Raw genomic sequence first — 25,538 nt, 5'->3', positions numbered from 1 at the left:
GAACTAACCCACAATGTTCCGTCTCGGGCGACGAATAGGTCAGAACCGTCGAGTGCAGGGAGGTCCCACGTTTCCCCAACGTCCTCCCATCTACCCTTATAGTATCTGATCAGTGGTCGGTTGTTTCTGCCGAGCAAGCCCCAAACCGCACCATCATGCGTCTGCGACAATCGTTGAATTTGCCCAGTCGAAGCGGGAGCACCCATATCACGCAGCACGCCAGCCGAATATCGCGCGATGCCACCGCTCGCGTAGCCAACCCATATGCTGCCGTCCCGCGCAGAAACGAGAGACGTGATAGCGGAGCTCTCACCTATTTGTTTTTCAGGAGGGACCAGATCGAAACTTTTTCCGTCGAAGCGTGTCAGGCCTTGCCGAGATCCAATCCAAAGGTATCCGTTTTTGCCTTGCACAAGTGCGTGAAGCAGCGTCGGCGCTCCCTCATCGGCTGTCCACCGAGTGTGTTTGTACTGCGCAATCGCTATGGGGGGTGAATGAGCACTCGCTCGCGACGCAGTCACGACGACCGCGGAGAGAATAGCCGCGCACAGCAGACGGAAGAGGTTCGTCACGTGACTCCTTGCGGTGATTGGTCTCCTTATTAGCGTGACAGGCTTAGGTGCGTACCACCCAAATGGGCTAGCAAGACATGGCCCGTTCGGGAGTTACACCTTCGGCTGGGATGGCCTACCGGCCCCTGATGAAACATCTTTTCCAAGTGTACCCGGCTGGAATGACCGGCGTCGGCTTCCTCCTGGTGCGTATCTCGGCCGCAGCCATGCTCGCGCGTGGAGGGCTTGTCCATTTTGCTAACAGCCCACTGCTGACCACCGCCCCCATCGTTCTCGCAGCGGCGCTTCTTCTCGGCATGGGTTCACGAGCAGTAGCGGGAGTTTCACTGATACTAGCTGCTGCGACCATCGATAGCCGGGATTTTCTGGGCTATCTTGCGCACTCATCCTGGGCATTTACCGCCTCGGCCATTGCTCTGGTTGGGCCCGGCGCTTTTTCGATCGACTCGCTTCTTTTTGGGCGCAGGACGATTCAGGTGAGAGGGCGAACCCGAAAGTGTAGTGCAATGCTTCCCCGGCTAGGCTTCCGTTTGAAGCGGGTTGAGCAGAAAACTACATCGACTTGAACAGGGAGAATGTCAGTGGACCAGCTATTGATCGAAAGGAGTCATCTTAAGGGAGACATGGTTTCGCATTTTCCTCGAGATGAAATTGCCCAGATACACCGTGATGAACCGATGTGCTTCGGTGATTTCCGGGTCTTGGCCAACTCCAGGACATTGATGCGGCGCGACTTTGTTGTGCCTTTGGGAAGCCGGGCCTTCGATCTGCTCGTGGTTCTCTTGCGCTCCCGCGGCCAGCTGGTCGCGAAAGAGGATATCGTCCGCGAGGTGTGGCCTTCGACATTCGTCGACGAGAGCAACCTGCGCTTCCAAATGGGCGTCCTGCGTAAGGCACTCGGATCCGAGCGCGAGCGGATCAAGACTATTCCCGGCCGCGGCTATCTCTTTGTTGGAAACGAGGTGGTCACGGCGTATGCGGAGGGGGACCAAGGAGCTAGATCGATAGGCAGCTCTCTGGCGGGCTTGTCCCATCAAAGCGTCATCCTGATCGTCGAACCAGACGCTGACGAGCGCATCGCAATGACAATGCTCCTCCGCGCGCTGAAGGTCAGCGTACTCAGCTTTACGTCGGTCGACGAAGTAGCTGCATACGCCATCTCGCCTTTGGCATTCGCAACCAACTGAGCGCTTTTCGCCCGTCACGGGCACGGTGATCGCCACCATTTTTAGCGCGCGGTTACTGATTGGCGCTGATTACCAGTCTATCGGCGTAGCCCCTGAGGCTACAGGAACCAGGAGCTTCGCATGACAGGTGAGACACAAACTCCAGCGATCATTATAACCGCAAAATACGTCCATGCTGCCACGGATGCGGCAGCGTTCAAAGTGCTTGCTTCGCGGATGGCCGCAGACGCCCAGCGGCGTCCCGCATGTATATTTTTGAATGCTGCTGAAGATGTCGACTGTCCAAGCATCTTTCATCTCACGGAAGCTTGGGCAAGCGAAAGCGGTTTCGCCGAGCATGCTAGCAGTGAAGCGTTTCAGGCAGTTTTGAAAGATGCGCTCACTCTAAGGATTCTGCAGAGGTCTGGGACGATGTTCACTGTCTCCGGAGCACAAGCGCTTGAGATGCCGTCCTGACGGCCTAGCTGCGGCTTGCGCAACGGCAGAGGTGCCGGCGCTTTGCGCGTTGATGCAGATGGCATCGGCGCGAACGTCCTGTTGATTGCGGCGCGAATGCATTGTTCCCGTGCGCACGCTGCAAACGCGCCAATTCCGCGAGCGTCCGACACGTCGCTTGAATGAGTGATAGACAAGGTCGTCAGCTGCCGTCGGCGTCCCCGGGGCTAAGTGCGCGCATACCACGCGGGCTGGGTATCGGCGGGCCCGATAGCGCGTCGATGGCTAGGGGCGCTGAATTTGGACGACCTTGCCCAGAGTGCCGTTCGCCGTCTCGGCGATTACCAGATAGCGACGCCGCGCGCCTGCTCCACCCTCAACCACCTGGCGAATTGGTCCGACGGCGTTGGCGATCGCCGATCCAGCGGGGTTGGTCATGAAATTAGACAACGCCTCAAGCTCACCGCTGCCGTCCTGCGCGGCGGCCAAAGCGAGCACGTAAGGGTGGCTCGGCAGTAGCCCCGTCACCGATCCCTGCACGATCTGGATCAATCCCTGGTCGAACAGGCTGATGCTGGTTGGGCTCTCGTGGTCCTCGCCGACCGCGCCGAGGGTGAGGTGAAATGCGTTGCCAGCTAAACCGAGGGGCAGGAGGTTTGCGGCGCCGTCGCCGTGCCGAACTGCGTTAGGCACATATGCGATCGCCTGTGGCGCCTGACCGATTGGCACCGACCCGACTACCTTGTTGCTGGCCGCGTCGATGACCGCCAACTTGTCGTCATTCTCCAGACCGACGTAGACGCGACTGCCATCGCCGGACGGCCAGATGCCATGCGGCAGCTTTCCGACTGGCACCGTTGCCACCAGTGCAAAGTCGCTCGTGCGGAAAACCTTCACCTCGTTCAGCCCGCCCACCGTGACGTAGGCAAACACACCTTTTGCAGTCCGAACGAAGTTGACGTGGTTGGTGATCGGGCCGGTGTCGATCACTTTTCTAATCGTGAACGGTGGCCTCGCATCAAATGCGACCGTCTTGCCGGTGTCCTTGAGCGTGAACCACACTTGCAGGCCGTCAGGCGAGGCGGCGATGTTCGGGCAGAAGGGGCTTGGCTGTGCGACATGGCCGACGATTCCGTGGCTCGCGACATTGAACACGACCAAATCCGGGTTAAACGAAGAGCAGACATAGCCGTATTTTCCATCCGGCGAGAAGATCGTCATGCCCGGCCCGCCTGGCGTCTTGAGCCGCGTCCTCTCCTCGTAGGTCGTGGCGTCGAGCACCGAGATATAGTCCTCACCACGCACGGTCACCCAGACCTCTTTGCCGTCCGGCGTGAAGAAGGCCTCGTGCGGCGAGCGGCCGATATAAGTCGTGTGCCTTACGGCGTTGGTGGCGGTGTCGATCCATGTCACCGAGTTGGAGCCGATCGACACCACGGCCAAAGTCTTGCCGTCGGGAGAGAAGCCAAGCCCGTGGACGAGCACTTGTCCACGGTAGAGCGGCGAGAAATTCACCGGCTGCGGGTCGCCGAGCTTGATGACGCCAAGAAGCTTGTTGTCTGCCGGATCGGTGACGGAGAGCGTGTTCGAAAATTGCTCGGCCGCGTATAAGCGGTCGTGGTGGCTAATCGGTGCGTCGTTGCCGGCCCATGGCGCCTGCTGGGCCTGCGCCGCGAACGGAGACAAGCCGGCCAGCAACACGGCAATTGTTGAGTTGCGGATCATGCTAGTGCCCCATGCGCTTGGAATGAGAGATTTCGCTTTGTGTCGCGGAAGGGGAGGCGGGCGGCAGCGGCTGGTGGATCGCGAGCTTCATCGCAACGATTTCCTGCTGCTGGTCCACGATGATTTCCTGAGCGATGCGTTTGAGTTGCTCATTACGGCCGTACCGAAGTTCGGCGATCGCCATGTCGATCGCGCCCTGATGGTGCGGCGTCATCATCGCGACGAAGTCCCGATCGATATCGCCAGTCTGCGTGACCGCCATCCCCGCCATCATGCGATCCATCGCCTGCTCAACCGTTACATGGTAAGCTTGCGGTCCTTCCCCAGAGGCCGCGTATGCGGAGCCCGCTGCCATCGCTAAGGCCAACCCCAACAATGGTGCCGAGATGTTGAACCTGGACAAGGCGCTTCTCCGATGATTGCCGTCGCGGGTAAGACGTCACTGGATCAAAAAAACAATTCACAACAAACTGTTTACGCCCCCCAACCGCATGCAGTCGCAAGGGTGGCGCTAGGTTGAAGGTCGCGCCGACCACCGCATTACTCGCCTTGGGTTATGCAGCTTCAGGGCGCGGCAGCCGCGCTTGCCGCGCAAAAGGCGTCCAGCGTCCTAGTGGAGTAGACGATCGCAGCGCCTGCGTTGACGCCAATTGCCACGCTCAGCGCTTCGGCAATCTCGCCCTCTGTTGCGCCCTCCTTCCGCGCAGCTTCTACGTGCACAGTGATGCATCCATCGCAGCGAAGACTGACGGCGACGGCGAGCGCGATCAGCTCCCGCGTTTTCTCATCAAAGTGCCCCGACTTGCGGCCGGCGCCATTTATGGCAGCATAACCTTTTATCGTGTCTGGCGTCAGGCGCGCGAGGCCGCTGACGCCATCGCTGATCTGCGAGCGATAAAGATTCCAATCGAGTTTATCCATCATTCGATCTCCAAGAATCATATCTGCTGAAAGAAGCGGCTATGACGCACTGCGAAGCATCGCCGCCAAGAAGGTCCAGGTGCGCTGTTTTGAGAGCGTCGCTGCCATGGCATCATAGTGTGCGCCGTTATGGCGCGAAAATGCGTGGTTGCAGCCGGCGTAGGTGAAAACCTGGGCATTCGCCTTGGATGATAGCGTGGAGATAATCGCCGTTCGCGCCAGCTCCGGCATGAACTCGTCATTGCCGGCCAAGTGCATCAACATCGGCGCGCTGATTGCCGGTGCTTCCGACAGATACTTCTCGGTATCGGCCCCGTGATACGCGACCGCGGCATCGACTTGCGTTCGGGCTGCTGCCAAGAAGGTCATCAACCCACCTAAACAATACCCAAGTAGTCCGACCTTGCCCGAAGAACCCTCCAAATTGTGCACGGCAACTACCGTCGCGGCGACATCGTCCACGCCGAGATCGCGATCGAAAGCCTGGTACAATGCTAGTCCGGTCTGCCAGTCATCCTCTGACCGCACGTCGAGATCAACGCCGGGCTTCTGCCGCCAGAACAGGTCTGGGCAGATCGCGATGAAGCCGTGAGCAGCAAGTTCGTCGCAGGTTTGACGCATGTCATCGTTCACTCCGAACAGCTCCTGCAGCACGACGACGGCCGGGGCCGTTGAAGTATCCGGTCGGGCGACATAGGCGTTAAATGTGCCGTCAGCCGTTGTGATATTGATCTGGTCGCCCACGATTAACTCCTCAAAGAAGATGATGACCAAGCTGATGACGAGCGCGAACACAGTCCAATGAGGATCGATGTGACGGGGCTCCCGGTGTCGATCTCATCGACTTCCTCCAAGACGCTTCGGATGGCGCTTAACCGTACCGCTGGAATGTCCAGCGGTACGGTCAGCGATTCACGATCTTAGAAAGGCAACCAGATCTGCATTGAGCTGATCACGATGGGTGACCATAAGACCGAGTGGAGCGAGTGCCATGATTGTCTCCGTGGGCTTTGGGACAAAACCCTGGCAGGAGAATTATATTTTGCATCGCTGCATAGGTAGGAAGTTACCGAAAGGAGGTGTTAGTTGGTGCAAGAACCGCCTTTGATGGAACATCGTATTAAGGGATAATTCTGCGGATATAATAACTATGTATTCAGCAGCGGGAGCTGATCGGGTCGGGATTGATCTCGCCGATAAGTCTCGCGGATCTGGCTTCCGTCAGTACTAGATCTTCGATCAACCGAGGACTCGGAGACTAGGAATTAGATTGTCAGAAATCCGTGCGCGAGACTCGATGGAGCCCGACCGCGATCAGATGCAACGTTACTTTCGACCGATTCAAACCGACGGACGAACAAGTTCGGTGGAGGCGAGATGCTCGGCGATGAACCACACTTGCGGCTCGCCCCCCGGATAACGTTGCTGACGGGCAGATCATTGGAGCTGTCATCGCTCGACTCGTCGGCCGCATCGGCGCCTTCGTGCGCTTGGCGCAGAATAATCTCATGCGCTTCCAACAGACGCGAAAGCTGCGAAGGAACATCCTCGCGACCCTTTGGCGGACGAGGGATACGAGTCATCTCGGCACCGTCGGGCACCATCGTGATACTGATGCCGCCGAGCGCCATAATCCGCTCGGCGATCAAGTCGACGAGCGCGGCCTGCTCCTCATTACGATTATCGAGCAACAGGTGCAGTTGATAAAATGTCGCCCCCGACATCCGCCATTGATGCTTTTTATACATATCGCTGAGTGTCATCGTGTCGGCGAGTAACTGGTTCAGCGCCTCGACGCTTTGCTTACGCGCGTTGTTTTTGAGCACGATCGGCAGGTCAGGCAGTTCACCATATGGCTGGATCTCGCGATACTCGACCGTGTATCGGGGCCGCAGTTCCGGCGCTACAGACTGGGCAGGTTTCTCTGCCATCGAATTCCCGTACTTTAAGAGCATCAGAACAACGTCATCGGACGGCTAGCACTACTTTGGCAGATTAGATTTTGCAGGTGGGGTGAGGTGTTCATTGCAGTGCGGGCATCGCATCGGTGGCGCCCTCGCGAACAGATCGACGATCGCCTGCCTGACGGCGGGCATGCTTGGTTGAGGGGGTGGTCCTGAGACTCTTTTTTTTCCGTCCCGCTGCTGTGAGGCGGCGAGACTGCAGGAAGGCGTAGGCGATCATTGTCATCAAGGCGTGTCGATGCAGGCCTGTCCACGATCGACCTTCAAAGTGGTCGAGGCCGAGTTCCTCCTTGAGCTGCTGGTGCGCCTGCTCGCAGATCCATCGCGCCTTGATTGCTCCGGCGAGCGTTTTGATCGCGGTGTCGGCAGGCAGGTTCGAGAGGTAGTATTTGCGCTCGCCGGTCGAACGATGCTCACCAACCAGCCACACTTCTTCCCCCGGCAGATGCTGGCCGCCCATGTCGCGGATACGCTGGGTCGGGCCGTCGGCGACACGCACGCGCAGTGCGGCGAAGCGCGCGGCCAGTCGCCCTTTCGTACCCCGTCGCCAACTGACCCGTTTCCATGGCTGCCCGGCGAGCAACGTCTCGGACGCAACAGATTTTGCATCGGGGATATGGTGTTGACGAGGTCGGCCATGTCCCGCGACCGGGAAGATCATCGCGACATCAGCCGGATAGACCTTCTGCCGGCCGGGTATGCCGACCGCCCAGGACAGGCCGCGCTCGCTCAGCGCCTGGCGGAACGGCGCGCTCATACCATATCCGGCATCCGCCAGCACACAGCCGAAGCGCACGCCCGCAGCCGTGACCCGGTCGATCTCGGCGATGGCGATCTCGGGCTTGGTCAGGGCGACCTGCCGGTCGGCGGGCACCTTCGCCTTCGTCATGCGCTCGGGATCGCTGGTCCAACTTTCCGGCAGGAACAGGCGCAGACCCACCATCACTGGCACCTCGCGCGATGCGAGCGTCACCGACACGAGCGTCTGGCAGTTCGCGTTCTTGCCGAGCGAGGACGCATATTGCGGCGCGACACCGACCGAGTGGCGCCCCTTCTTCGGCATCGCGGTGTCGTCGATCACAAGGAAGGCATCGCCGCCGCCGACCAACCGGTCGGCTTCGGTCAGCAGCGCCGCGTCGAGCGGAGCACTGTCCCAGACCCCTGCCGCCACGAAGTGATGAAGCTGGTCATACCCAATGGCATCGGCGCGAGCCGCCATCGGCTGGACGCTCTTGCGGTCTCCAGGGCCGATCAGGCCGGCAACATAAGCGGGACACATCCGCTCCCGCTTCTTGTGACCGAGCGCCGCTAAAAACGGCGCCAGCCAAACTTCAAGGTCGCTTCGCCAATCTCCACCCATCGCCAGCCTCCATAGCTGGCTCCCTATGAATCACGCAAAACTACCCAAGGGAATCCCAAAAATTATGCTTCTGCCAAAGTAGTGCTAGGCCTCGTGGACAAAGGGTATCCACAGTTTAATTGATGCCAGCGCGACGAAGCCAAGGTAGGATTCCCGGGTTTTGTCGTATCGGGTGGCGATACGACGCCAGTTCTTGAGCTTGCTGAACATGCGCTCGACGTGATTGCGCCAGCGGTACTTCTCGCGATCGTGCGGGATGGGGATGCGCCGGTTACTTTTGGCCGGGATCACCGCCTCGACGCCAGCGGCGTCGATCTCCGCGCGGATGGCATCGGCGTCATAGCCCTTGTCGGCGAGCAGCGCTTCGATGCGGTCGGCCAGCATCCGGAACAGCGGGCCAAAGCCCTGGACATCGTGCGCTTGTCCCGGGGTCAGCACGAAGCCGAGCGGTCGACCGTGTCCGTCGCATCTGGCGTGGAGTTTGGTGGTGAAGCCGCCGCGCGAGCGGCCAAGCCCCTCGTGCTCCTGATCCCCTTTTTTAGCCCGACGGCACAATGATGTGCCCGGACCACTGTGCTGTCGATCATGTCGGCGCTGGTATCTCGCACCACCATCTCGGTCAGCGTCTCCAGCAGAGCGTCGAAAACCTCATCTCGACCCAGCGCCGATAGCGCCGGAACACGCTGTTCCATTTGCCATATTCATCCGGCAACAGCCGCCACTGCGCGCCCGACCGCGCCATCCACATCATACCCTCAAAATAGCGCCGATTGTCGCCAGCGGGCCGGCAGCCGCGGCCATGTTCGGGTGGCAGCAGAGAGCCGATCAGCGCCCATTCCTCATCCGAGACCCCGATCCGCTCGCCCAAAGCTGCCTCCAAAAGACAGCCTTGAATCAACCTCCGAGTCTCAGGTCAAGCTTTGTCCACGAGGCCTAGGGAATACCACGGCCGGCAACTTTCTCGTATCCGGACAGCTCATCACCGACCGATACTTTCGCAGCGAGCTTTTCCGCCCGCACCATATATTAGGCGGCCGCTTTCTGATCAGTGACGAGTCGTTTTGGCTGGACGTCTCAAATGTTCGGACTATCAGGCAGATAGAGAACTCGCTCTTTGATGGGATTTGAGATCATCCACAATCCTTTGAACAATGGCGTGCCGTGGCGCGAACCATGCCAATCGATTCTCTTCGGATTATGGCTGCCGGTGTAGCGGATTCCCCCGTTTGATCTTGTGAGAGTTCACTAGACTTGATGAGATAAATTGAGCCGCGCCCGCGTTACTGCAAACTCACATCGTCTAACGCGAAATTCATCTGCCTTTCGGTCATATCAATGTCCGCGGTTGCTGCGTGTCAGCATCGGCTATCAAAACAGCCCACACCGGAGGATCGATCGATGCGCCCTTGGCTTTTCACAGCTTCACTAATTACTCTTTTGTCGCCGTTTGCAGTCGCATTGGCCGCGGACCTGGTCGCGGGCGCTAAGCCTACGATCGTACTGGTCCACGGTGCGTTCGCGGGCTCTTCGAGCTGGAACGGCGTTGTCTCCGATCTTCAACGAGACGGCTACCCTGTCGTAGCGGCAGCTAATCCGCTCCGAAGCGTCAAGGGTGATGCGGCCTACGTCGCGCATCTTCTCGCAAAAATCTCGGGGCCCGTGGTGCTCGTGGGCCACTCGTACGGTGGCGAAGTAATCTCGGTCGCGGCCGCTAGCCAATCCAACGTCAAGGCACTAGTGTTCGTCGCCGGGTATGCGCCCGAGGTTGGCGAAAGCGCCGCCTCGCTCAGCACGAAGTATCCCACCGGGACGCTGACCGAGACGCTCGCGCCGCCGGTCCCACTCGCCGATGGTAGCAAAGACCTTTACATCGAGCAGCCTCGCTACTGGAAGCAGTTCGCTGCCGACGTTCCGCAGGCTGAAGCGGTAGAGATGGCGGTTACCCAGCGGCCGGTGACGGAGGCAGCGCTCGCCGAACCGGTCGCCGCCCGGTCTTGGCAAAAGGTGCCGTCTTGGTTTGTCTGGGGCGCGCTCGATCGCAACATTCCTGCGGCTCTCCATGCCTATATGGCGAAGCGCGCAAAAGCTCGGGAATCCGTTGAGATCGCCGGCGCGTCGCACGTCGTCATGATTTCACATTCCCACGAGGTGTCCGCGATGATCGAGCGGGCCGCAGAGGCACGCTGATCTCGCCCTTCGTTTTCCGACCTGCTGTAATTGAGGCTATCCATGACCGATGAACTGGAACCTGCGAAGGTACTCATAGTCTTTTACTCCCGCACTGGCGTTACCGAAGCGCTCGCCGCGAGCATCGCTGCCGGCGCGCGTGAGGCGGGAGCCGAGGTCAGGTGTTGCCGGACCCGCGAGTTAGTCACGGAAGATGTAATGGACCTCTCTCCGGGCTGGCGAGAGTCAGCTCACTGGATGAACAGCCGCTACGAGGCGCCCACCGAAAAGGATGCGGAATGGGCGGATGCGATCGTGTTCGGGTCGCCGAGCCGGTTCGGCGCTCCGGCCGCCGAGCTAAAAGCATATATTGACAGCCTCGGGGGGCTTTGGTTTCAAGGGCGGTTGAACGGCAAGGTAGCCTCCGCGTTTGCCTCATCCTCAACGATTCACGGTGGAAATGAGACGACGATCTTGGCACTTTATCCGCCGGCGGCACACTTGGGCATGATTATCGTGCCTACGGGTTACGCGGATCCGATACTGTTCGAGGCAGGAACGCCATATGGCGCGTCATCGGTATCTGAAAACGTTTCTAAAGCGCCATCGCCATCGGATCTTGCCGTGGCGCACTTCCAAGGCGGCCGCATCACGCGGGTCGCGGCCGCGCTGCGAGGTTTGAGCGATCGGCAGAGTAGCGTTTAGCGCCGCGCAGCGCGCTTATCGTGAGTTTTTGAAGACAGCTTTTGAATATCTCGCCTTTGTGACGAAAGGCCCGTCAGACGTGGAACATTCGGTCTGTCTGCGTCATCCACCTTCGTACGGAGAGGCAGTCAGCCGCGCGCCGGGACGGTAGGGTCTGGCGAACCCCCGTTTTGGGGGATGCGCAGCGTTACTTAATGTTAGACTATCCGTATCGACGTCATCATGTTCGGCGTTGCCGAGGGGATACGGTGCGCGGCCTCAGAACGCTCATGTTGTTGATTATGGTTTGGCTGATCGCTCAGCCCGCGGGGTCCGTCGATGCTCAGCAGCCAGCCACTGCACTTGGGATCAAGCAATACACGCATAAGCGCTGGACCGTCGAGGATGGCGTCCCGAATCCGATCTACAGCATGGTGCAGAGCGCGGACGGTTATCTCTGGCTGGGGACGCGAGAAGGCGTGTTCCGCTTCGACGGCGTGCGCTTCGAACAGATCCCGCCAGACCCCCAAACCGGGTCTCGAACCGCAGCGCAGAAGCTGCTCGCTAGCCACGACGGTTCGATCTGGGTCGCCTACCGGGAAGGAGGCGTTTCTGTATATCGCAACGGCGCCCTCCACGACATGGGACTGAAACGCTGGCCTTCGCCCCAATCCGTAGTTGCGATGGCGGAGGGGAAAGATGGATCGATCTGGATTGCTGCGTTTCAGGACAGTCGAGCGCTGGCCCGCTATTATAACGGCAAATGGGAGATGTTTGGGGCCGAACAAGGCTTACCGGCTGATCCGCCGTTGAGCCTTGTGGCGGCGCGGAACGGCACGCTGTGGCTTACCACCGAATTATCGGTAATGGTCCGCAGGCCGCGCGCTTTACGCTTCGAAAAGGTTCCGGTTTCTGTCCGAGGCCGCTCTGCGATTACCGAAGATAGAGAAGGACGGATCTGGCTATCGGACTCTAGCGGGAGCAGGGTCATCGATCCTGTGGCGGTCAATCTGGGCGCCCATCGTTTCGCATATCCGTCGCAGAGCTTCGAACGAGCGCGGCAGGCGATCGCGGATCGAGTTGGCAACCATTGGAGCGCGGACGGTGTAACTGGTCTGCGGATGACACGTCTGCCGAACCCCGCCGGCGCAGCGACACGCGCCGAAGCGGAGCAAGCCGTCGAGCAGCTTGGACGGGCCGAAGGATTGGCGTCGGATAATGTTACGGCTGTCCTGTTAGATCACGAAGGCAGCATCTGGGCCGGCTCGCTGCTGGGGCTCGACCAGTTTCGCGCGCCGAGCGTGGTCGCCGAGCCCGTTCTGACTAAGCTGGGTCCGAATGGGTACAGCATTCTCGGCGCGCAAGACGGGACCGTGTACGTCGGGCAGGCCGGTTCGGTCTATCGTGTGCGACCGAGCGGGCGGCCTGAACTCTTACTCCGCGAGGTGCCGGCCAAGGGCGCGATCTGCGAGGGACCGGATCACAGCATCTGGATCGCTCTCGAAAAGCGCATGATGCGGATCGAGGGAAATCGGCGATCAAGCTTGTCACTCCCTGATTTGGGCGGCAAAATCGTCCTCGGCTGCGTGGTGGATCAGCGCAATTCCGTTTGGATCAATGTCGAGGGCAAGGGGGTTTTCAACTACGACATAAACCGGTGGAAATTAATAGCTCCGATTGATAAATTCAGTGAAAGCAGCTCTATAGTAATGGACGACAGGGGCCGGATAGTATTCTCGATTGAACAAGAGCTGATAGTTTGTGCCGATAGTCACCGCTGCCTTCGCCATGATTTGGGGAAGGCCTTGGGGAACGATATAATCAAGGCAATATATCAAGCTCATGGCTATTTGGTTGCCAGCAGCAGCGCCGGGCTTTTCAGATTCAAGAACGACACCGTGGGGTTCGTTTCGTTCGATCGGTTACCGACTCTTCGGGGGACCGTTTCGTTCGTCGAGACGCCCCAGGGCGAAATTTGGCTGATCGCTGACGCAGGTATCGTCCGCCTGCCCGTCAAGGCGCTGGACCAAGTTTTTGACAACCCGCAAGCGAAGTTAGATTCGCTCGTCTTGAGCTCTAGGGACGGTCTGCCCGGGGTCGCGATCCGCGCCGGCTTTCGGGACGCGGCGCGTGGGGGAGACGGGAGGATTTGGTTTCCTACGTCGGCCGGAGTGGTTTGGGTTGACGCCCGCCGCCTACCGACGAACGATCTCGCTCCGAACGTGACGATCGGCAGCTTGATAGCGGGTGGCGTCACCTACCTCGATCCCACAAAGGTCAGGCTGCCAGCCGGCTCCTCGTCGGGCGAGATCGATTTCGCGGCGCTTAGCTTTGTAGTCCCTCAGCGCAATCAGGTCCGTTACCAGCTCGAGGGATCCGACCCCGGTTGGGTCGATCCGGGAATGCGTCGGCAGATGTTCTTCAGTAATCTCGGACCCGGGACTTATCGCTTCCGCGTCGTCGCCTCCAACAACAACGGCTTATGGAACCGCAGAGGCGCAACGCTTGAGTTCACCATTCCTCCTACTTTCCTTCAGTCAAACTGGTTCAAGGTGCTTTGCGCGCTCACATGTGCGGCGCTGCTCTGGCTCGCCTACTCGCTCCGCCTGCGCCAGGTCACCGGTCGTCTCCGTGCTACACTCGAGGTGAAGCTTGCGGAGCGGGAGCGGATTGCGCGCGAACTGCACGACACGCTGCTCCAGGGATTTCAAGGTCTGATCCTTCGGTTTCAGGTGCTGGCTGATCGCCTTCCGGCGAACACCCCCTGGCGCGACACCCTTTACAAGGAGCTGGATCACGCTGACGCAGTGCTCATCGCGGGGCGAGATCAGGTGAGCGATGTACGAGCCAGCGTTTCGGCTGGAGATTTGGCACAGTCGCTTATGGCTGCAGCTTTGGAACTGAAGGCGGACTCGCCGATGGGTTTCGACCTCACTGTCGAGGGGGAGCCGCGCACCTTGCACCCGATCGTGCATCAAGAGGTCCAACGCGTTGGCGAGGAAGCAATGAGAAACGCATTCCGTCACTCGGGCGCAATGCTCGTCAGCGTCGTCATAATCTTTCAGCGCCGACAATTGAGGCTGGCGATTTGCGACAACGGCGCCGGTCTCCCCGAAGACGTTAGCACGCTGGGCACTCGCCAAGGCCATTTTGGCCTCCCCGGCATGCGCGAGCGGGCTCAAACGATCGGCGGAACCTTGACGATTGCGGGCCAGCGTGGCGCCGGCACAGAGATCCTCCTCACCGTTCCTGGGAAGGCGGCGTACGCGTCGCGGCCTCGCTGGCACGGACTGTCCCAGCCTCGTACCGCTAGGGCCGAAACATGACTGATGCCGAGGGCCGCATCCGGATCATGGTCGCAGACGATCATCCGGCTCTGCGTTACGGCATCGCCGCAATGATCGAGATGCAACCGGATATGGTGCTGGTTGGCGAGGCCGCGAACGGACGCGAGGCTGTCGAGGGTTTTCGCAATCTTCGTCCCGACATTGTGCTGATGGACCTGCAAATGCCGGTGATGAGCGGGCTAGATGCCATCTCCGCGATCCGCGCCGAGTTGCGGACCGCCCGTATCGTGGTGCTGACAACCTACGCCGGCGACGCCCAAGCCGCGCGAGCGCTGAAGGCGGGGGCCTCTGCCTACCTTCTTAAGACGGCCATTCGAACGGAGATGATCGATATTATCCGGTCCGTTCACGCCGGCCGGCGTCACCTTCCGCCCGATATTGCCCAAGAGATTGCGCTTCACGCTGGCGACGAGCCGCTAAGTGAGCGGGAGATCGGTGTTTTGAATCTTGCGGCGAGTGGCAACGCCAACAAGCAAATAGCTTGGAAGCTCTCCATTTCGGAAGAAACGGTGAAGGCTCACATGCGCAGCATCTTTGCCAAGCTTGATGTTAATGATCGAACTCACGCCGTCACTACGGCGCTTAGACGTGGAATCATCAAGCTATGAATAAAATTATCGACGGGTGCTAAAGGTTTCCCCAATGGTGTTTTCAATTCATCGGAGTCCCCGCAGTCGCCGCGGCTGCGGCTCAGCTTCGGGACGGCACCGGGGCCGTCCCCGCCTGTCCGCTCGCGCGTTTTACATGCAGAAAAGCTGTCGTTGGCTCATCGCGCGGACCGCGGACCGAATTACGATAAAATTTGCGGACGACATGCATCCTGTGAGCAGCTGTTTTGCTCGGCGGCCTGACGTGACCCCCGGCTTTCATCCAGCGGCAACCAGAGACCGGTTGGTGTTGTCGCGCATGAGCGCGGGCGAAGCAACGGGCGGGGTTAACCCCGCCCGTTGCTTTTCGAGGCCGGCGGCGAATGCCGCCGGGGTGGCGTAGCCAAGCGATGAGTGCGGCCGCTCGGTATTGTAGTCGTCGACCCAGCGGGCGAGGATCGCTCGGGCTTGGCCGATCGTGAAGAAAAGCGTCTCGTTGAGCAGCTCGTCGCGCATGCGACCGTTGAAGCTTTCGACGAACCCGTTCTGCGTCGGCTTGCCCGGCGCGATGTAATGCCAGTCGATGCCGGCGTCGCTACACCAGGCCAGTACCGCGTTCGACGTCAGCTCAGTGCCATTGTCGCTGACGATCATCCCGGGCGCGCCGCGCCTGGCGATCAGATCGGTCAGTTCGCGGACCACCCGCCTGCCAGAGATCGACGTATCGGCCACCGCCGCCAGGCACTCGCGCGTCACGTCGTCGACGATGTTCAGCACCCGGAACCGGCGCCCGGTGGCGAGCTGGTCGTGAACGAAGTCGAGGCTCCAGCGCTGGTTGGGCAGCGCGATCACGGGTGCCGGTGCCCGCGCGCCGATGGCGCGCCGTCGGCCCTTCCGACGACGCACCGTCAGCCCCTCCTCGCGGTACAGGCGCTGGGTCTTCTTGCGGTTGATCGTGATGCCGTCGCGGCGGAGCAGGATGTGCAGCCGCCGGTAGCCGAACCGCCGGCGCTGCTGCGCCAGCTCGCACAGCCGCGACCGCAGGTCGCCATCGTCATCTCGGCACGAGCGATATCGCATGCTCGTCCGATCCGCCCCGACGACCATGCACGCCCGCCGCTCGCTCATCCCCAACGTCGTCTGGAGATGCGCGACCGCCTCCCGCTTTGCGGCGGGCGCTACCATTTTTTTGACAGCAGATCCTTCAACCCCGCGTTGTCGAGCATCGTGTCCGCCAGCAGCCGCTTCAACTTACCGTTCTCCTCCTCGAGCGCCCGCAGACGCTTCGCGTCGGATACCTCCAGACCGCCGAACTTGGCCTTCCACGCGTAGTAGGTCGCGCTCGACATCGCGTGCTTGCGGCACAGCTCAGTCACCACCGCGCCCGCCTCGGCCTCCTTCAGGATGCCGATGATCTGCTCCTTCCGAAAACTGCTTCCGCTTCATCTGTCCGTCCCTCCAATGGGTCGGACTCTAGCTCCAGATGGAGGAAAAAACGGGGGTCACGTCAGGCCCTACTTTGACCTAGGCGCGTCTTGAAGATCATTGCAAAGGCTCGGCTGATGGGATTCACACGGCTGAGCTTTCGGCGCACAGTACGGGTAGTCACGGAGGACTTTTGCCCTCAAGCAAATTGCTGCGTTGCTCTTCCCGAGAAGGTCCGGGCGGATTGTTCGAGGTGCTGTTGATCACGTCACGCGGCACAAAGCGTTGGGTGATCCCGAAGGGCATCCCCATCCGCGGATTGTCGGCGCATCTGGCCGCAGCGCGCGAGGCCTTTGAGGAGGCAGGCATATCTGGCGTCGCCGACCCGGAGGCGATTGTCAGCTATGGCTATGATAAGACCCGCAACAACGGCACAATTCGTGCAGCGCGCGTCGATGTGTTCCCCCTCGCCGTCATTGGTCGCGCCGAACATTGGCCCGAGCAGCACGAGCGCGAAACGAAATGGTTTGGGCTAATTGACGCCGCCGATGCCGTCGCGGAACCTGAACTCAAGGCGCTTATTGCAGGATTCCGCCAGCGGCTCGCGGCTTGATCAAGGCCACCGCCTTGCCTGCGGCAGCGACGGCGCTTTACGCGGCGATGGGGCCGATCTCTGCCTGTCCGCTTGCCGGCATCAAACGCGGCATAGCTGCCGTTTGACAAGTCGCGGATCGAGAGCGGCTTCCGCCCCCACATCCCGACGCTCAGGTGGGCGAATGAGGAACCCGGAAGCAGCCATTCGTTGAGCGCGATCATTCCCGTTTCTCCATCTCCGAGCGACAATTTCGGGAAAGATCAATTGGGAACAGATTTCGGGAAAGTGGATGCCTTCGACGGCTGTCAGCGCGACCGACGAGGCGATGGCCCTCGCTACGGGTTCCTTTGCGGGAAGGCATGGCGGGCACCCATGGTATCCGCTGATATCTGTTGGATGAAGGGTCGTGATGTGCGGACACCGACGCAAAGGCGGGCCCGCGATGCTCCTGGACGCACCGGGGGGCCTTTTCGCAAATGCCAGATTACGTCAATCGCCCGCCTCTTTGCGTACTGTCTTATGCGCAAAATACGGCAGCTCGACAGGCGTTCAGTTTGGCTTTTGTTACTTAACCCACCCTACGCGGTAATAGGCATTGTTTTCTGGCCTCACCTTCCAGGGATGACGAGCAATTTTCCCTTAGGCGAGCCTGTCTTCTCGAGCGCGATGATCGCCGGAACTGCCTCGGTCAGAGGAACAGTTCGACCGATCTTGGCCGTGAGCCTACCTCGCAGGGCGGCATCGACAAGGCCAGCCATACCCTCCGGCGTTGCTGTTCCAAACACCGTCTGATGGCGTGAGGATATGAGGCTTCTGATAATCTTGGCGGGCGTGGCGACGATGTGCAAGGCGACGCCGCCGCGCTTCAACATCGTATCGCATTCCCGCATCTTCAGGGTGCCCGCCGTGTCTAAAACAACATCGAATTGATGACGCAGAGAGCGGACGTCGAGGGCGCGGTAGTCGAACACCTCGCCCACCCCCAAGGCTAAAGCCTCCTCCCGTCCGGAGGCGCTACAACTGCCCGCAACCTTCGCGCCATGCGCAAGAGCCAACTGTACGGCCGCTCTGCCCACCCCGCCGAGGCAACCTGTTATGAACACTGACTGCCCCGCTTTCAGCTTGGCCTTGTCGAACAGCGCAGTCCAAGCGGTAATGCCAACGATCGGCAATGCGGCGGCGACTTCAAACGGGAGGGCCGCTGGCTTGATGAAGGCGTTCTTGGCGTCCGTGACGACAGCTTCCGCGAACGTGCCTGCCTCTTTCAGCGTCGTGAAGCCGAACACCTCATCTCCAATTTTAAGCCCCGTCACCCCGGGTCCAACCGCTTCGACCAACCCCGCAAAGTCGTGCCCTAATCCCCGAGGGAATTTGGAGCCTGTCATCATCTTCACTTTGCCCTGCCTTATCACCCAATCCATCGGGTTAGCCGAGGCCGCCATCACCCGCACACGAACCTGACCCTGGTCTGGTTTTGGGGTGTCGATATCGACTAGGCGCAGCTCCTCGGGTCCGCCGTATCGATTATATTGAATGCGCTTCATCACAAACTCCACAGGTAGACATCGACGGCCAGACGATCCGTCGTAATTGCGCTTAATCGTAATGACTCAGGTCAGCCGTATGCACCGCTGTACTGTCGGTGACCGTCCGATAATTGTAGTCCGAGCAGTCGCGAAAAGTCGCCACGCTGAACTTACGCTTGGAACGCTGGAGACTGCCTTTGGACGGACCGTCTGAATAGATGCCAGCGCGGTGTACGATCCATTCCAGATCGTTGGCCTCCGTTGCCAAAAAAGCCATGACCGCCTCATTATCAAGGTGCTGCCCGATGAACGATCGGGCAATCGTATTGCGGATGAGCCAAAGGGAGGGCGAGAGATGGCCGCCATAAGGCCGGCTCAAACCGCCAGCTTGGTACAGGATGCGCCTGACGCCCTGCCGACGCATCGCGGGTATCAGGCGCCGCATGAAGGCGGTGTTGATCTTGGCGTGTCGCTGTACGGCTTTGTCACCCAGCATCACGACGACGTACTCCACGCCTGCGACCAGCGCATCGGTATCGATCGGGTCGGTGATCGAGCCGTGCACGACCTCGAGTCTTTCGCTGTTCGATGCGAGCTTGGCCGGTGTGCGAACCAGCGCGCGCACTCGGTGCCCGTCCGCCAAGGCTTGGGCCGTGAAATGCTTGCCTGTGGCCCCAGTCGCTCCGAGCACAAGAAAGGTGGATGGCTGAACCATGATCTAGCTCCGGTCGGTTGCAGGGGCGGCACCGATGGCCAGCCACGCCTCGGGAAATGTAGGACGGAAAAGCAGGGTTAACGTGATGACCGAATAGCCGATCGTACCAGCCACCAGCAGCAGCGCGGCCGCTTGGCCCCCTACTCGCAAAGCCAGGAAGGCGATCAGCGGCATTGCCTGCATCGCGTGTATACCGCAGAAATGGGCCAGGCGCAGGCGAAGGCCTGTCCGGCGTCGCTCGTCCCGCGTTATCCTCGCTCCACTAGAACCGACCGTTGCCGTGCCAAGCCGTGCCATGCTCGATCCGGTCAGCGCCCCGAAGACAAAGGTCAGCACCAGCCCAGCGACAATTGCTGCCGCCATCAAGGGCGCAGTGTCCGCGCGTGGCCGTGCCGTGATTTCCCACGCCAGCGGCAGCAGCATGCCGACGAACAGGATCGCCAACACCCCCATCAATGTCGAAATGGCCATGTCGAGCGGTGTCGCGCGGTTGAAGTGGGAGCGGCGCCCGCGCGCCGCCTGACCAACGATGCACAGAAACTCGACCGTCGCTCCGATCAACAGCCCCCAGGTGGCGAGCTGGACCAAGCCTGACTCAAGTCGTGCGGGGCGGACATAGTGCAGCATCCAGGCGACGGTCAGCAGGTAAACCGCGATAGAGAGCGCGAACTTGGTCGGCTTGATCGCCACCCGTTCATGGCCGACGCGGCGCGTGTCGAGCAGCGCCCAGAACACGCCCAACGGAACAAGCGCCAGCATCCCGAGGCCGATCGTCGTTACCGCGTATACCGGATTGAGCAGCAGAAAATCATTATGCGCCATTATGGGTGCCCGTGATGATACGTCGCTTGAGGTAGAGCGAGAGCACTGGACGGGGTATCCTTGAACGTCCGCAATGTTGTAGCGATCGTCCAGAATGACAGCCGACCCGCTTTCCGACGTCCTTCAACTGCTGAGACCGCGAGCCTATGGCTTTCGCGGCCTAGATATCGGCGGCGACTGGTCTCTTTGGTTGCCACCCCAACCTGTCGTTCGCTGCTATGCTTTGCGAACGGGCGCATGCGGGCTTTGGCTGGACGGCGTTGCGCCGGTCCAGCTCGCGGCGGGCGACTTCGTTCTATTGCCGCAGGGTCAAGGTCTGGTCATGGGAAGCAGGCCCGACGCCCCAAAAATAGACCTCGAACGCTTTTTTACGACGGCGTCGGGAGATACGGCTATTTTCGAAGAAGGCGGCGATTGCCGCGGTCTCGGCGGCTACTTCGAAATGGCGGGTGTGGCGGCCGACCAGTTGTTGCGAGCGCTTCCGCCTGTGGTGCGGCTGGGAGCGGGCGCGGACGCGTCGGGGCTTCTGTGGCTGGTAGACCGCCTGATGGCCGAGCTGCGTACGCCTCGCCCAGGCGGACGCCTCATTGCCGAGCATCTTTCGCAGACGCTGCTCGTCGAGGCACTTCGGCTGCATCTGGCGACCGCGGCCCAGCGGACCGGGACTTGGCTCGCAGCGCTCGCAGACCCGCAGCTCGCGCGGGCGATCGAAGCCATGCACGCCGACCCGGGCGGGCGCTGGACGTTGGATGCGCTGGCCAAAATTTCCGGTCTGTCTCGGTCTGGCTTCGCCCAGCGCTTCTCCGATGCTTGTGGAGAGCCGGCGATCACCTACCTTGCCCGTTGGCGGATGATGCTCGCCAGTGACCGACTAGCGCAAGGCGTGCCGACTGCGATCGTCGCACGTGAGCTTGGTTATGGCTCGGAAAGCGCGTTCGGGGCGGCATTCCGCCGTATCACAGGAATGTCGCCGGGTCGGCTCCGCAGCGCCTGAGCACTTTCCCCAGCCATTCCCAAAACTCGATCCTTTTCGGGAACGGCAGCTATCCACCCCTCAATCGCCGCTGGCGCGGCTTCCGTGTCCCAGGCGGCCTTGGGGCCGTAAGCGGTCTGTCCGCTTCAGGCTACCAGATAGCGATAGCGGACCTGTATTGAGCCTAAGCGGCGGTCGAGAGACCCATTGTTGGCCGATCGCGAGCTGTTCTCGGCTTCTTAACTTCTGCCATCCCAGTTACTGGTTCATGCCCTCCGCACGGACCGCCAGAGTCGCCGCGTAAGCATCCCTCCCGCGTGGCGGCTCGTCATTATCATCAAACTAATTCTGTCTACGAGCACGCCGCATCCTAACCGAACGCTAATTATAGGGTTTGGCAAAATGAGGCTTGAGAACCGCTTCGACTATCCTGTTTAACGTGCGTCGGCGCATCTAGCAAATGCCGACACTGCGACATCATCCGAGGCGCGAAATACTCACCGGAAACTATCGAAATTGGTGTATGTTTGCGGCGCTCACTGAAGGCGTCGGTTTTGCTCCTACTTGTGCGATTGGCTCGCAACAGATCGGGGTAACAAAGAGCGTGATGCCGGGCGGGTCGCATTTGAGATGATAATTCGGTCGACTCAAGACTGAGCAGTGTACTGCAGCCTTACCGCCCAGCCGACGCACGGGGGCGTTCAATAAAAGTGGAACCTACCCGTACGAGGTGGCCGAGCGATACCCGTATACCGTGCTCGCAAACCACCTCGTCGCCATCGAGCCTCCGGATCGCGATAAATGTTCCCTTCACGCGCAGGATGCACAGTTGCGCTCCTTCTTGCCGATCTTGCTCGAGGCACGCTTTAAATTCGGCTTCTGTCATTATTTCTGCCCGATAAGGCGGTATCAGCAGGTCGAGTGGAACAGCCCGCCGACGCGCCGGGTCTCCGCCAGTTGATTATAAAGGCTCGCGGCCTCGCGCGTTTCTAACACGTGAACCTCGATGTTCGCCGCTTTAAGCGCCGTAATCGTCTCTTGGGCAGTTTGAAGCTTTAGGTGCATGCCGCGGGTCAGAACAACGACATCGCTTCCGCGATCGATCAACTCCTGGACGTCGGAAAGCTGGATGCCAGGCTTGTGACGAGTACCAGTTTCGTCCCAGTTCCACTCTCGGCCGCCACCTGGGAATAGTTTTAGGTCCTTGGTGGCCGCGACGCCGACCGCTTCGATGTTGCCCCATTCAAGGTGAGTGATCTTGGGTGAAGTGCTCATCGGTGCCTTGCTCCTCGCCTGCCCGCGCAGCCCGCCCATTTCTGCTACTACGACCCCGCAACCAGTTCGAGACCATGATGAGGCGCGCACGGCGCTGCCATCGGTCTTCGATCAATTTCCGAAGTTGCCGAAAAAAGAAATGCTGCGGAGGCGTGCATCTACGCCAAGGAAACCCTCTTTTAAAAGCTGGTCCTTTATATATCTGACGGTTCTTAGCGGCCAGATTGCCTCATTATGACTTCACCAGCGGTCAAGGCGCTTTTCTTCTAACGCGACCTCGAATCGCGAAATTGAATGGAGCTATTCGCCGGGGAAGGAGCGACTTCAGTTATTGGCGCCGGCGTCTACTAAAACGATCATTGCGCCCTCGAGACGCGCTGCTCAGCGACCTCAATACCTGATCGACGGCCACGAGCATATCAAGGTATGCGGGCGTACACGCGAAAGCAGTATGGTTGCGATCCAGCTGGATCGCAACCGTACTTTCAGGCTGCGACGACAGTCGAGTGACGACGACGAGCTGATGCGCCCACCAGTCCAAAGCCGACAACGAGCAGTGCCCACGACGCCGGCTCAGGAACCGCAGCAGCAACGTTGTCGAGCTCGAACGCGTTCTTCGATGAGTTGAACTGCACTGCGTCAACCTTGGCACCATCGAAGCTGAAAAACACCCGGCGATTGTTCAGGGGATTTCCCTGACTACCGTCAGCTGGTGCGGGCGGAACCTGGCTGCCGGTAAACGATCCGACCTCGGCGCCGCCGGAAAAGAACTTTACCGTATTGTAATCGTCTATCGAGCCCCAATAGAAGCTCAACGTCTTCACAGCGGGCGAAATCGCCAACGAGGCGACCTGACCAGCGAGAACTGCAAGATACTGCGTCGAATCGCCGAGTGGCGCAGCATATTGGCTCGAGACGGAACCAGTCGCTAGTGTATACGACCCGGTCAACCCAGCGGCGGAGCTGAAGTCCGCGATAATATGCTGGTTGGCAGCGGGGCCCATGTCGGGACCATTGGTCGATGAAACCAGGGTCATGGCGTTGGCGCTGCCGGCAGCGACGAGCAGTGCGGTAGTGGCGAAATATTTACGCATAACACACCTTTAAAAATGGCGGGGATGATACCCCAGGCTTGACCAAGCAAGCTTCGTGCCAAATCTTAAGACGTTGTTAAGGCTGACGCGATTTTAATGACGACGTAATAAGTGTAAAGAATCCCGGCACCTTTTACACATCCGTCTCCTAGTAGATCTTCATTGGCGAGAAGTGATCAGGCACATCTTGCGATCTTTTGATAAAGCAGCTTCGGTCCACGGTGAAACTATTATTAATGGATCCTAACCCTTCGGGCGTAGCGGACAGTCGCGAAATGGGCGGATTGTGAGATGGCGGGGAAACAAAAAGGAAGTCGCATATGAGCCGTTTGATCCTCCTCATCGCTATCGCAGCGATGCCTGCTGCCGCCACCGCCGCCACAATCGATTTTAATTCGGTGCCGCAAAATATGCTGTTTGGCCCGACCTACTCGGAGAAAGGCTTTACGCTCACCGGCACAGGATTTGAGTTCCCACAGTCGGACGGCTGGGCATATAGCACCTACGCTAACGACGGTACGCTGACCTTCAATTACAAAGGGCCGACCTACACCTTGACCAAGGATGGCGGCGGCATCTTCAATTTTACATCGCTCGATCTGGGAAACGTCAACAATGACAGTTTCGGTGGAACTCTACGGGTTGCCTTCGACGGCGGCACGCCCACCGCGCTGGCAATTCCGATAACAAGCGCTTTGCAGACCTACACACTCGGCATGGCCGGTGTCACCAGCGTTGCCTTCAGTTTTTTACCCGGTGAAACTGCCAACAATACGCTGAACAGCTATGCACGCATCGATAATCTGGTGGTTGGAGGTGCAGTGCCGGAGCCGACCTCGTGGGCGATGATGATCGCCGGCTTTGGCCTGGTTGGTGTAGCCCGACGCGCCCGGAAGCCACTGACAGTCGTGACCTGACGTTAAGTCATTGGGGGGGGGGACGCGGCTCAGTCACGTCCCCTCTTACCGTCGACAGGGAACGGTTCCCAGAGCATCCCACGGAAACTTGGCCGGTCTACTTCAGCCGCGGCTGCCTCGGCGACCAACGCCTTGACGACGTAACTTCCTGAACGAATGCCCTTATCAAAACGTACCGAATTGTTACCCGACGCGGGGACGACGCAGGCGGGATGTCGATCGCTGCCAGCCCGCCGATGGCTTAACGACCGTGCCCCAAACTCATCCATCTGTGACCAGAGGGCCATGACTGAAGTGTCGGAATTCTTTACAATCGTTAAAGGCCCAATTTTCGAACAACAAGGTTAACAATGCGTTATTTGGAAGAATTGGATGGCATTGATCTTGCATCGGACATTTCGGGGATGATCCCGCTGAAAGGCTCGATATGACATTTATGCCAAGAACAATAGTTGCCGCATTGATCTTCGTAGGCTGTTCCACAGCTGCAAGCGCCGGGAGCATACTGATTGTCAACGGTGCAGCCGAGTCGTCGGAGGCCAGTACGACGGCATCGATCACGACCCAGATTTCACAGCTTCATATCGCCGCTGGAAATACAGTGACCGTCGTCGACATGGCACCCCTCAGTCTTGCCGGCTATCAGCAGGTCTGGGATATCCGCTTCTCGAATAGCAGCCCGATCGACTCAGCACTGCAGACCGAATACGTCAACTATCTCGCGGGCGGCGGCGGCATCTTTGCGATGGGGGAGAACGCCTCCTTCACAACTCGCAATGACAGTGTTCTTTCGTTGATCGCTGCTGCGGGAGGCGGGTCTTTATCTTACACCATACCCGGCGACGCGCAGACCGTAATTGCCCCGTTTACTGGGCCTAACGCGGTGTCGACGATCCAATATCTGGCAGCCGGCGGGGTAACGACGTCGGGCACCGGGCAATTCATCACCTCGAACGCTTCTGGCGGCAGCGGCGTCGCGTTTGGTGTCGGAACACTGGCAAATGCTCATGCCGGAGCGCTGACGGCGATCTTCGATGTCAACTTCCTGCAGACCGATGCCAACTTCGAATCGCAGCAGCTGACAAAAAACCTCATCGGCTTCATCGGCCAGCAAGTCGGTGGCACCGTTCCCGAGCCGGCAAGTTGGGCGTTGATGATCAGCGGTTTCGGCATGATCGGAACCGTAATGCGCCGCCGAAAGGTCATCCTTGCCGCCTGAGCGATAAAGCAGCTCCAAAGCCCCGGCGG

Annotated in this window: 23 protein-coding genes and 1 pseudogene; 10 read left to right on the top strand and 14 right to left on the bottom strand. The window is 59.7% G+C overall.

Features of this window, described 5'->3' with window-relative positions:
- Positions 1-1,153 precede the first annotated feature (1,153 nt).
- Together KZX46_RS00350 and KZX46_RS00345 are read left to right on the top strand one after the other, a co-directional pair.
- Positions 1,154-1,759, top strand: coding sequence for a winged helix-turn-helix domain-containing protein (locus KZX46_RS00350; RefSeq protein WP_226895861.1), 606 nt, complete (start codon positions 1,154-1,156; stop codon positions 1,757-1,759).
- A 120-nt stretch (positions 1,760-1,879) separates the two neighbouring features.
- The gene (locus KZX46_RS00345; protein WP_219774012.1) at positions 1,880-2,215 is read left to right on the top strand and encodes a putative quinol monooxygenase; all 336 of its coding nucleotides are present in this window, start codon (positions 1,880-1,882) and stop codon (positions 2,213-2,215) included.
- Between the two features lie 264 nt (positions 2,216-2,479).
- Here the strand turns inward: KZX46_RS00345 and KZX46_RS00340 are convergent, their stop codons facing one another.
- From KZX46_RS00340 to KZX46_RS22575, 8 genes are all read right to left on the bottom strand, one after another.
- Positions 2,480-3,919, bottom strand: coding sequence for a YncE family protein (locus tag KZX46_RS00340; RefSeq protein WP_219774011.1), 1,440 nt, complete (start codon positions 3,917-3,919; stop codon positions 2,480-2,482).
- A 1-nt stretch (position 3,920) separates the two neighbouring features.
- Positions 3,921-4,322 (bottom strand): DUF305 domain-containing protein, encoded by a 402-nt coding sequence (locus KZX46_RS00335; RefSeq protein WP_226895860.1) that lies wholly within the window; start codon positions 4,320-4,322, stop codon positions 3,921-3,923.
- Between the two features lie 161 nt (positions 4,323-4,483).
- Entirely contained in the window at positions 4,484-4,840 is a 357-nt protein-coding gene (locus tag KZX46_RS00330) for a carboxymuconolactone decarboxylase family protein (protein ID WP_219774194.1), read from the bottom strand.
- A 39-nt stretch (positions 4,841-4,879) separates the two neighbouring features.
- Positions 4,880-5,635, bottom strand: coding sequence for a dienelactone hydrolase family protein (locus KZX46_RS00325; RefSeq protein WP_370647427.1), 756 nt, complete (start codon positions 5,633-5,635; stop codon positions 4,880-4,882).
- 470 nt (positions 5,636-6,105) lie between these two features.
- The gene (locus tag KZX46_RS00320) at positions 6,106-6,771 is read right to left on the bottom strand and encodes a Dps family protein (protein WP_226895859.1); all 666 of its coding nucleotides are present in this window, start codon (positions 6,769-6,771) and stop codon (positions 6,106-6,108) included.
- 91 nt (positions 6,772-6,862) lie between these two features.
- Positions 6,863-8,164, bottom strand: coding sequence for an IS701 family transposase (locus KZX46_RS00315; RefSeq protein ID WP_219774010.1), 1,302 nt, complete (start codon positions 8,162-8,164; stop codon positions 6,863-6,865).
- Between the two features lie 84 nt (positions 8,165-8,248).
- A complete protein-coding gene (locus KZX46_RS22580) occupies positions 8,249-8,719 on the bottom strand; it encodes an IS5 family transposase (protein WP_226895858.1) in 471 nt (156 codons plus the stop codon).
- Positions 8,720-8,783: 64 nt separating this feature from the next.
- Complete coding sequence (locus tag KZX46_RS22575; RefSeq protein ID WP_255614791.1) at positions 8,784-9,032, bottom strand: transposase; 249 nt, start codon at positions 9,030-9,032, stop codon at positions 8,784-8,786.
- A gap of 530 nt (positions 9,033-9,562) precedes the next feature.
- On the opposite strand from KZX46_RS22575, the gene KZX46_RS00305 reads away from it, so the two are divergent.
- The 4 genes from KZX46_RS00305 (at position 9,563) to KZX46_RS00290 (ending at position 14,969) form a co-directional block, all read left to right on the top strand.
- Positions 9,563-10,351: an alpha/beta fold hydrolase gene (locus tag KZX46_RS00305; RefSeq protein WP_219774009.1), complete on the top strand. Its 789-nt coding sequence runs from the start codon at positions 9,563-9,565 to the stop codon at positions 10,349-10,351.
- Between the two features lie 42 nt (positions 10,352-10,393).
- Positions 10,394-11,035, top strand: coding sequence for an NAD(P)H:quinone oxidoreductase (wrbA, locus tag KZX46_RS00300; RefSeq protein ID WP_226895857.1), 642 nt, complete (start codon positions 10,394-10,396; stop codon positions 11,033-11,035).
- A 269-nt stretch (positions 11,036-11,304) separates the two neighbouring features.
- Positions 11,305-14,340, top strand: coding sequence for a two-component regulator propeller domain-containing protein (locus KZX46_RS00295; RefSeq protein ID WP_219774008.1), 3,036 nt, complete (start codon positions 11,305-11,307; stop codon positions 14,338-14,340).
- A complete protein-coding gene (locus KZX46_RS00290) occupies positions 14,337-14,969 on the top strand; it encodes a response regulator transcription factor (RefSeq protein WP_219774007.1) in 633 nt (210 codons plus the stop codon). Before KZX46_RS00295 ends, KZX46_RS00290 begins: the two co-directional genes overlap by 4 nt.
- A 258-nt stretch (positions 14,970-15,227) precedes the next feature.
- Here the strand turns inward: KZX46_RS00290 and KZX46_RS00285 are convergent.
- Positions 15,228-16,394: pseudogene (locus tag KZX46_RS00285) on the bottom strand (IS3 family transposase).
- A gap of 232 nt (positions 16,395-16,626) precedes the next feature.
- Between KZX46_RS00285 and KZX46_RS00280 the strand changes: the two are divergent.
- A complete protein-coding gene (locus tag KZX46_RS00280) occupies positions 16,627-16,986 on the top strand; it encodes an NUDIX hydrolase (protein WP_226895900.1) in 360 nt (119 codons plus the stop codon).
- A 590-nt stretch (positions 16,987-17,576) separates the two neighbouring features.
- Here KZX46_RS00280 and KZX46_RS00275 read toward each other — a convergent pair.
- From KZX46_RS00275 to KZX46_RS00265, 3 genes are read right to left on the bottom strand one after another with little or no spacing between them, the layout of a single operon-like run.
- On the bottom strand, positions 17,577-18,512 hold the full coding sequence (locus tag KZX46_RS00275) for an NADP-dependent oxidoreductase (RefSeq protein WP_219774006.1): 936 nt from the start codon (positions 18,510-18,512) through the stop codon (positions 17,577-17,579).
- A 52-nt stretch (positions 18,513-18,564) separates the two neighbouring features.
- Positions 18,565-19,209, bottom strand: coding sequence for an NAD(P)-dependent oxidoreductase (locus KZX46_RS00270; RefSeq protein WP_219774005.1), 645 nt, complete (start codon positions 19,207-19,209; stop codon positions 18,565-18,567).
- 3 nt (positions 19,210-19,212) lie between these two features.
- Positions 19,213-19,968: a hypothetical protein gene (locus KZX46_RS00265; protein WP_219774004.1), complete on the bottom strand. Its 756-nt coding sequence runs from the start codon at positions 19,966-19,968 to the stop codon at positions 19,213-19,215.
- Between the two features lie 157 nt (positions 19,969-20,125).
- On the opposite strand from KZX46_RS00265, the gene KZX46_RS00260 reads away from it, so the two are divergent.
- Complete coding sequence (locus KZX46_RS00260) at positions 20,126-21,025, top strand: AraC family transcriptional regulator (protein WP_216710720.1); 900 nt, start codon at positions 20,126-20,128, stop codon at positions 21,023-21,025.
- Between the two features lie 888 nt (positions 21,026-21,913).
- On the opposite strand, the gene KZX46_RS00255 is transcribed toward KZX46_RS00260, so the two are convergent.
- Positions 21,914-22,279, bottom strand: coding sequence for an Mth938-like domain-containing protein (locus tag KZX46_RS00255; RefSeq protein WP_219774003.1), 366 nt, complete (start codon positions 22,277-22,279; stop codon positions 21,914-21,916).
- Between the two features lie 485 nt (positions 22,280-22,764).
- Entirely contained in the window at positions 22,765-23,283 is a 519-nt protein-coding gene (locus KZX46_RS00250) for a PEPxxWA-CTERM sorting domain-containing protein (protein WP_219774002.1), read from the bottom strand.
- A 410-nt stretch (positions 23,284-23,693) separates the two neighbouring features.
- On the opposite strand from KZX46_RS00250, the gene KZX46_RS00245 reads away from it, so the two are divergent.
- On the top strand, positions 23,694-24,290 hold the full coding sequence (locus KZX46_RS00245) for a PEPxxWA-CTERM sorting domain-containing protein (RefSeq protein ID WP_219774001.1): 597 nt from the start codon (positions 23,694-23,696) through the stop codon (positions 24,288-24,290).
- A 601-nt stretch (positions 24,291-24,891) separates the two neighbouring features.
- Entirely contained in the window at positions 24,892-25,509 is a 618-nt protein-coding gene (locus KZX46_RS00240) for a PEPxxWA-CTERM sorting domain-containing protein (protein ID WP_226895856.1), read from the top strand.
- Positions 25,510-25,538 lie beyond the last annotated feature (29 nt).

It is taken from the genome of Polymorphobacter sp. PAMC 29334 (genome assembly GCF_019431245.1).
GTDB lineage: Bacteria > Pseudomonadota > Alphaproteobacteria > Sphingomonadales > Sphingomonadaceae > Polymorphobacter_B > Polymorphobacter_B megasporae.
This window is presented reverse-complemented; position numbering and strand designations above follow the sequence as displayed.

What these genes read in the sequence shown, in the direction of transcription:
- KZX46_RS00345 (WP_219774012.1), top strand. Translation starts at nt 1,880, where the DNA reads ATGACAGGTGAGACACAAACTCCAGCGATCATTATAACCGCAAAATAC.
- KZX46_RS00340 (WP_219774011.1), bottom strand. Translation starts at nt 3,919, where the DNA reads ATGATCCGCAACTCAACAATTGCCGTGTTGCTGGCCGGCTTGTCTCCG.
- KZX46_RS00330 (WP_219774194.1), bottom strand. Translation starts at nt 4,840, where the DNA reads ATGGATAAACTCGATTGGAATCTTTATCGCTCGCAGATCAGCGATGGC.
- KZX46_RS00320 (WP_226895859.1), bottom strand. Translation starts at nt 6,771, where the DNA reads ATGGCAGAGAAACCTGCCCAGTCTGTAGCGCCGGAACTGCGGCCCCGA.
- KZX46_RS00315 (WP_219774010.1), bottom strand. Translation starts at nt 8,164, where the DNA reads ATGGGTGGAGATTGGCGAAGCGACCTTGAAGTTTGGCTGGCGCCGTTT.
- KZX46_RS00305 (WP_219774009.1), top strand. Translation starts at nt 9,563, where the DNA reads ATGCGCCCTTGGCTTTTCACAGCTTCACTAATTACTCTTTTGTCGCCG.
- wrbA (WP_226895857.1), top strand. Translation starts at nt 10,394, where the DNA reads ATGACCGATGAACTGGAACCTGCGAAGGTACTCATAGTCTTTTACTCC.
- KZX46_RS00295 (WP_219774008.1), top strand. Translation starts at nt 11,305, where the DNA reads ATGTTGTTGATTATGGTTTGGCTGATCGCTCAGCCCGCGGGGTCCGTC.
- KZX46_RS00290 (WP_219774007.1), top strand. Translation starts at nt 14,337, where the DNA reads ATGACTGATGCCGAGGGCCGCATCCGGATCATGGTCGCAGACGATCAT.
- KZX46_RS00275 (WP_219774006.1), bottom strand. Translation starts at nt 18,512, where the DNA reads ATGAAGCGCATTCAATATAATCGATACGGCGGACCCGAGGAGCTGCGC.
- KZX46_RS00270 (WP_219774005.1), bottom strand. Translation starts at nt 19,209, where the DNA reads ATGGTTCAGCCATCCACCTTTCTTGTGCTCGGAGCGACTGGGGCCACA.
- KZX46_RS00265 (WP_219774004.1), bottom strand. Translation starts at nt 19,968, where the DNA reads ATGCTGGCGCTTGTTCCGTTGGGCGTGTTCTGGGCGCTGCTCGACACG.
- KZX46_RS00260 (WP_216710720.1), top strand. Translation starts at nt 20,126, where the DNA reads ATGACAGCCGACCCGCTTTCCGACGTCCTTCAACTGCTGAGACCGCGA.
- KZX46_RS00255 (WP_219774003.1), bottom strand. Translation starts at nt 22,279, where the DNA reads ATGAGCACTTCACCCAAGATCACTCACCTTGAATGGGGCAACATCGAA.
- KZX46_RS00250 (WP_219774002.1), bottom strand. Translation starts at nt 23,283, where the DNA reads ATGGGCCCCGCTGCCAACCAGCATATTATCGCGGACTTCAGCTCCGCC.
- KZX46_RS00245 (WP_219774001.1), top strand. Translation starts at nt 23,694, where the DNA reads ATGAGCCGTTTGATCCTCCTCATCGCTATCGCAGCGATGCCTGCTGCC.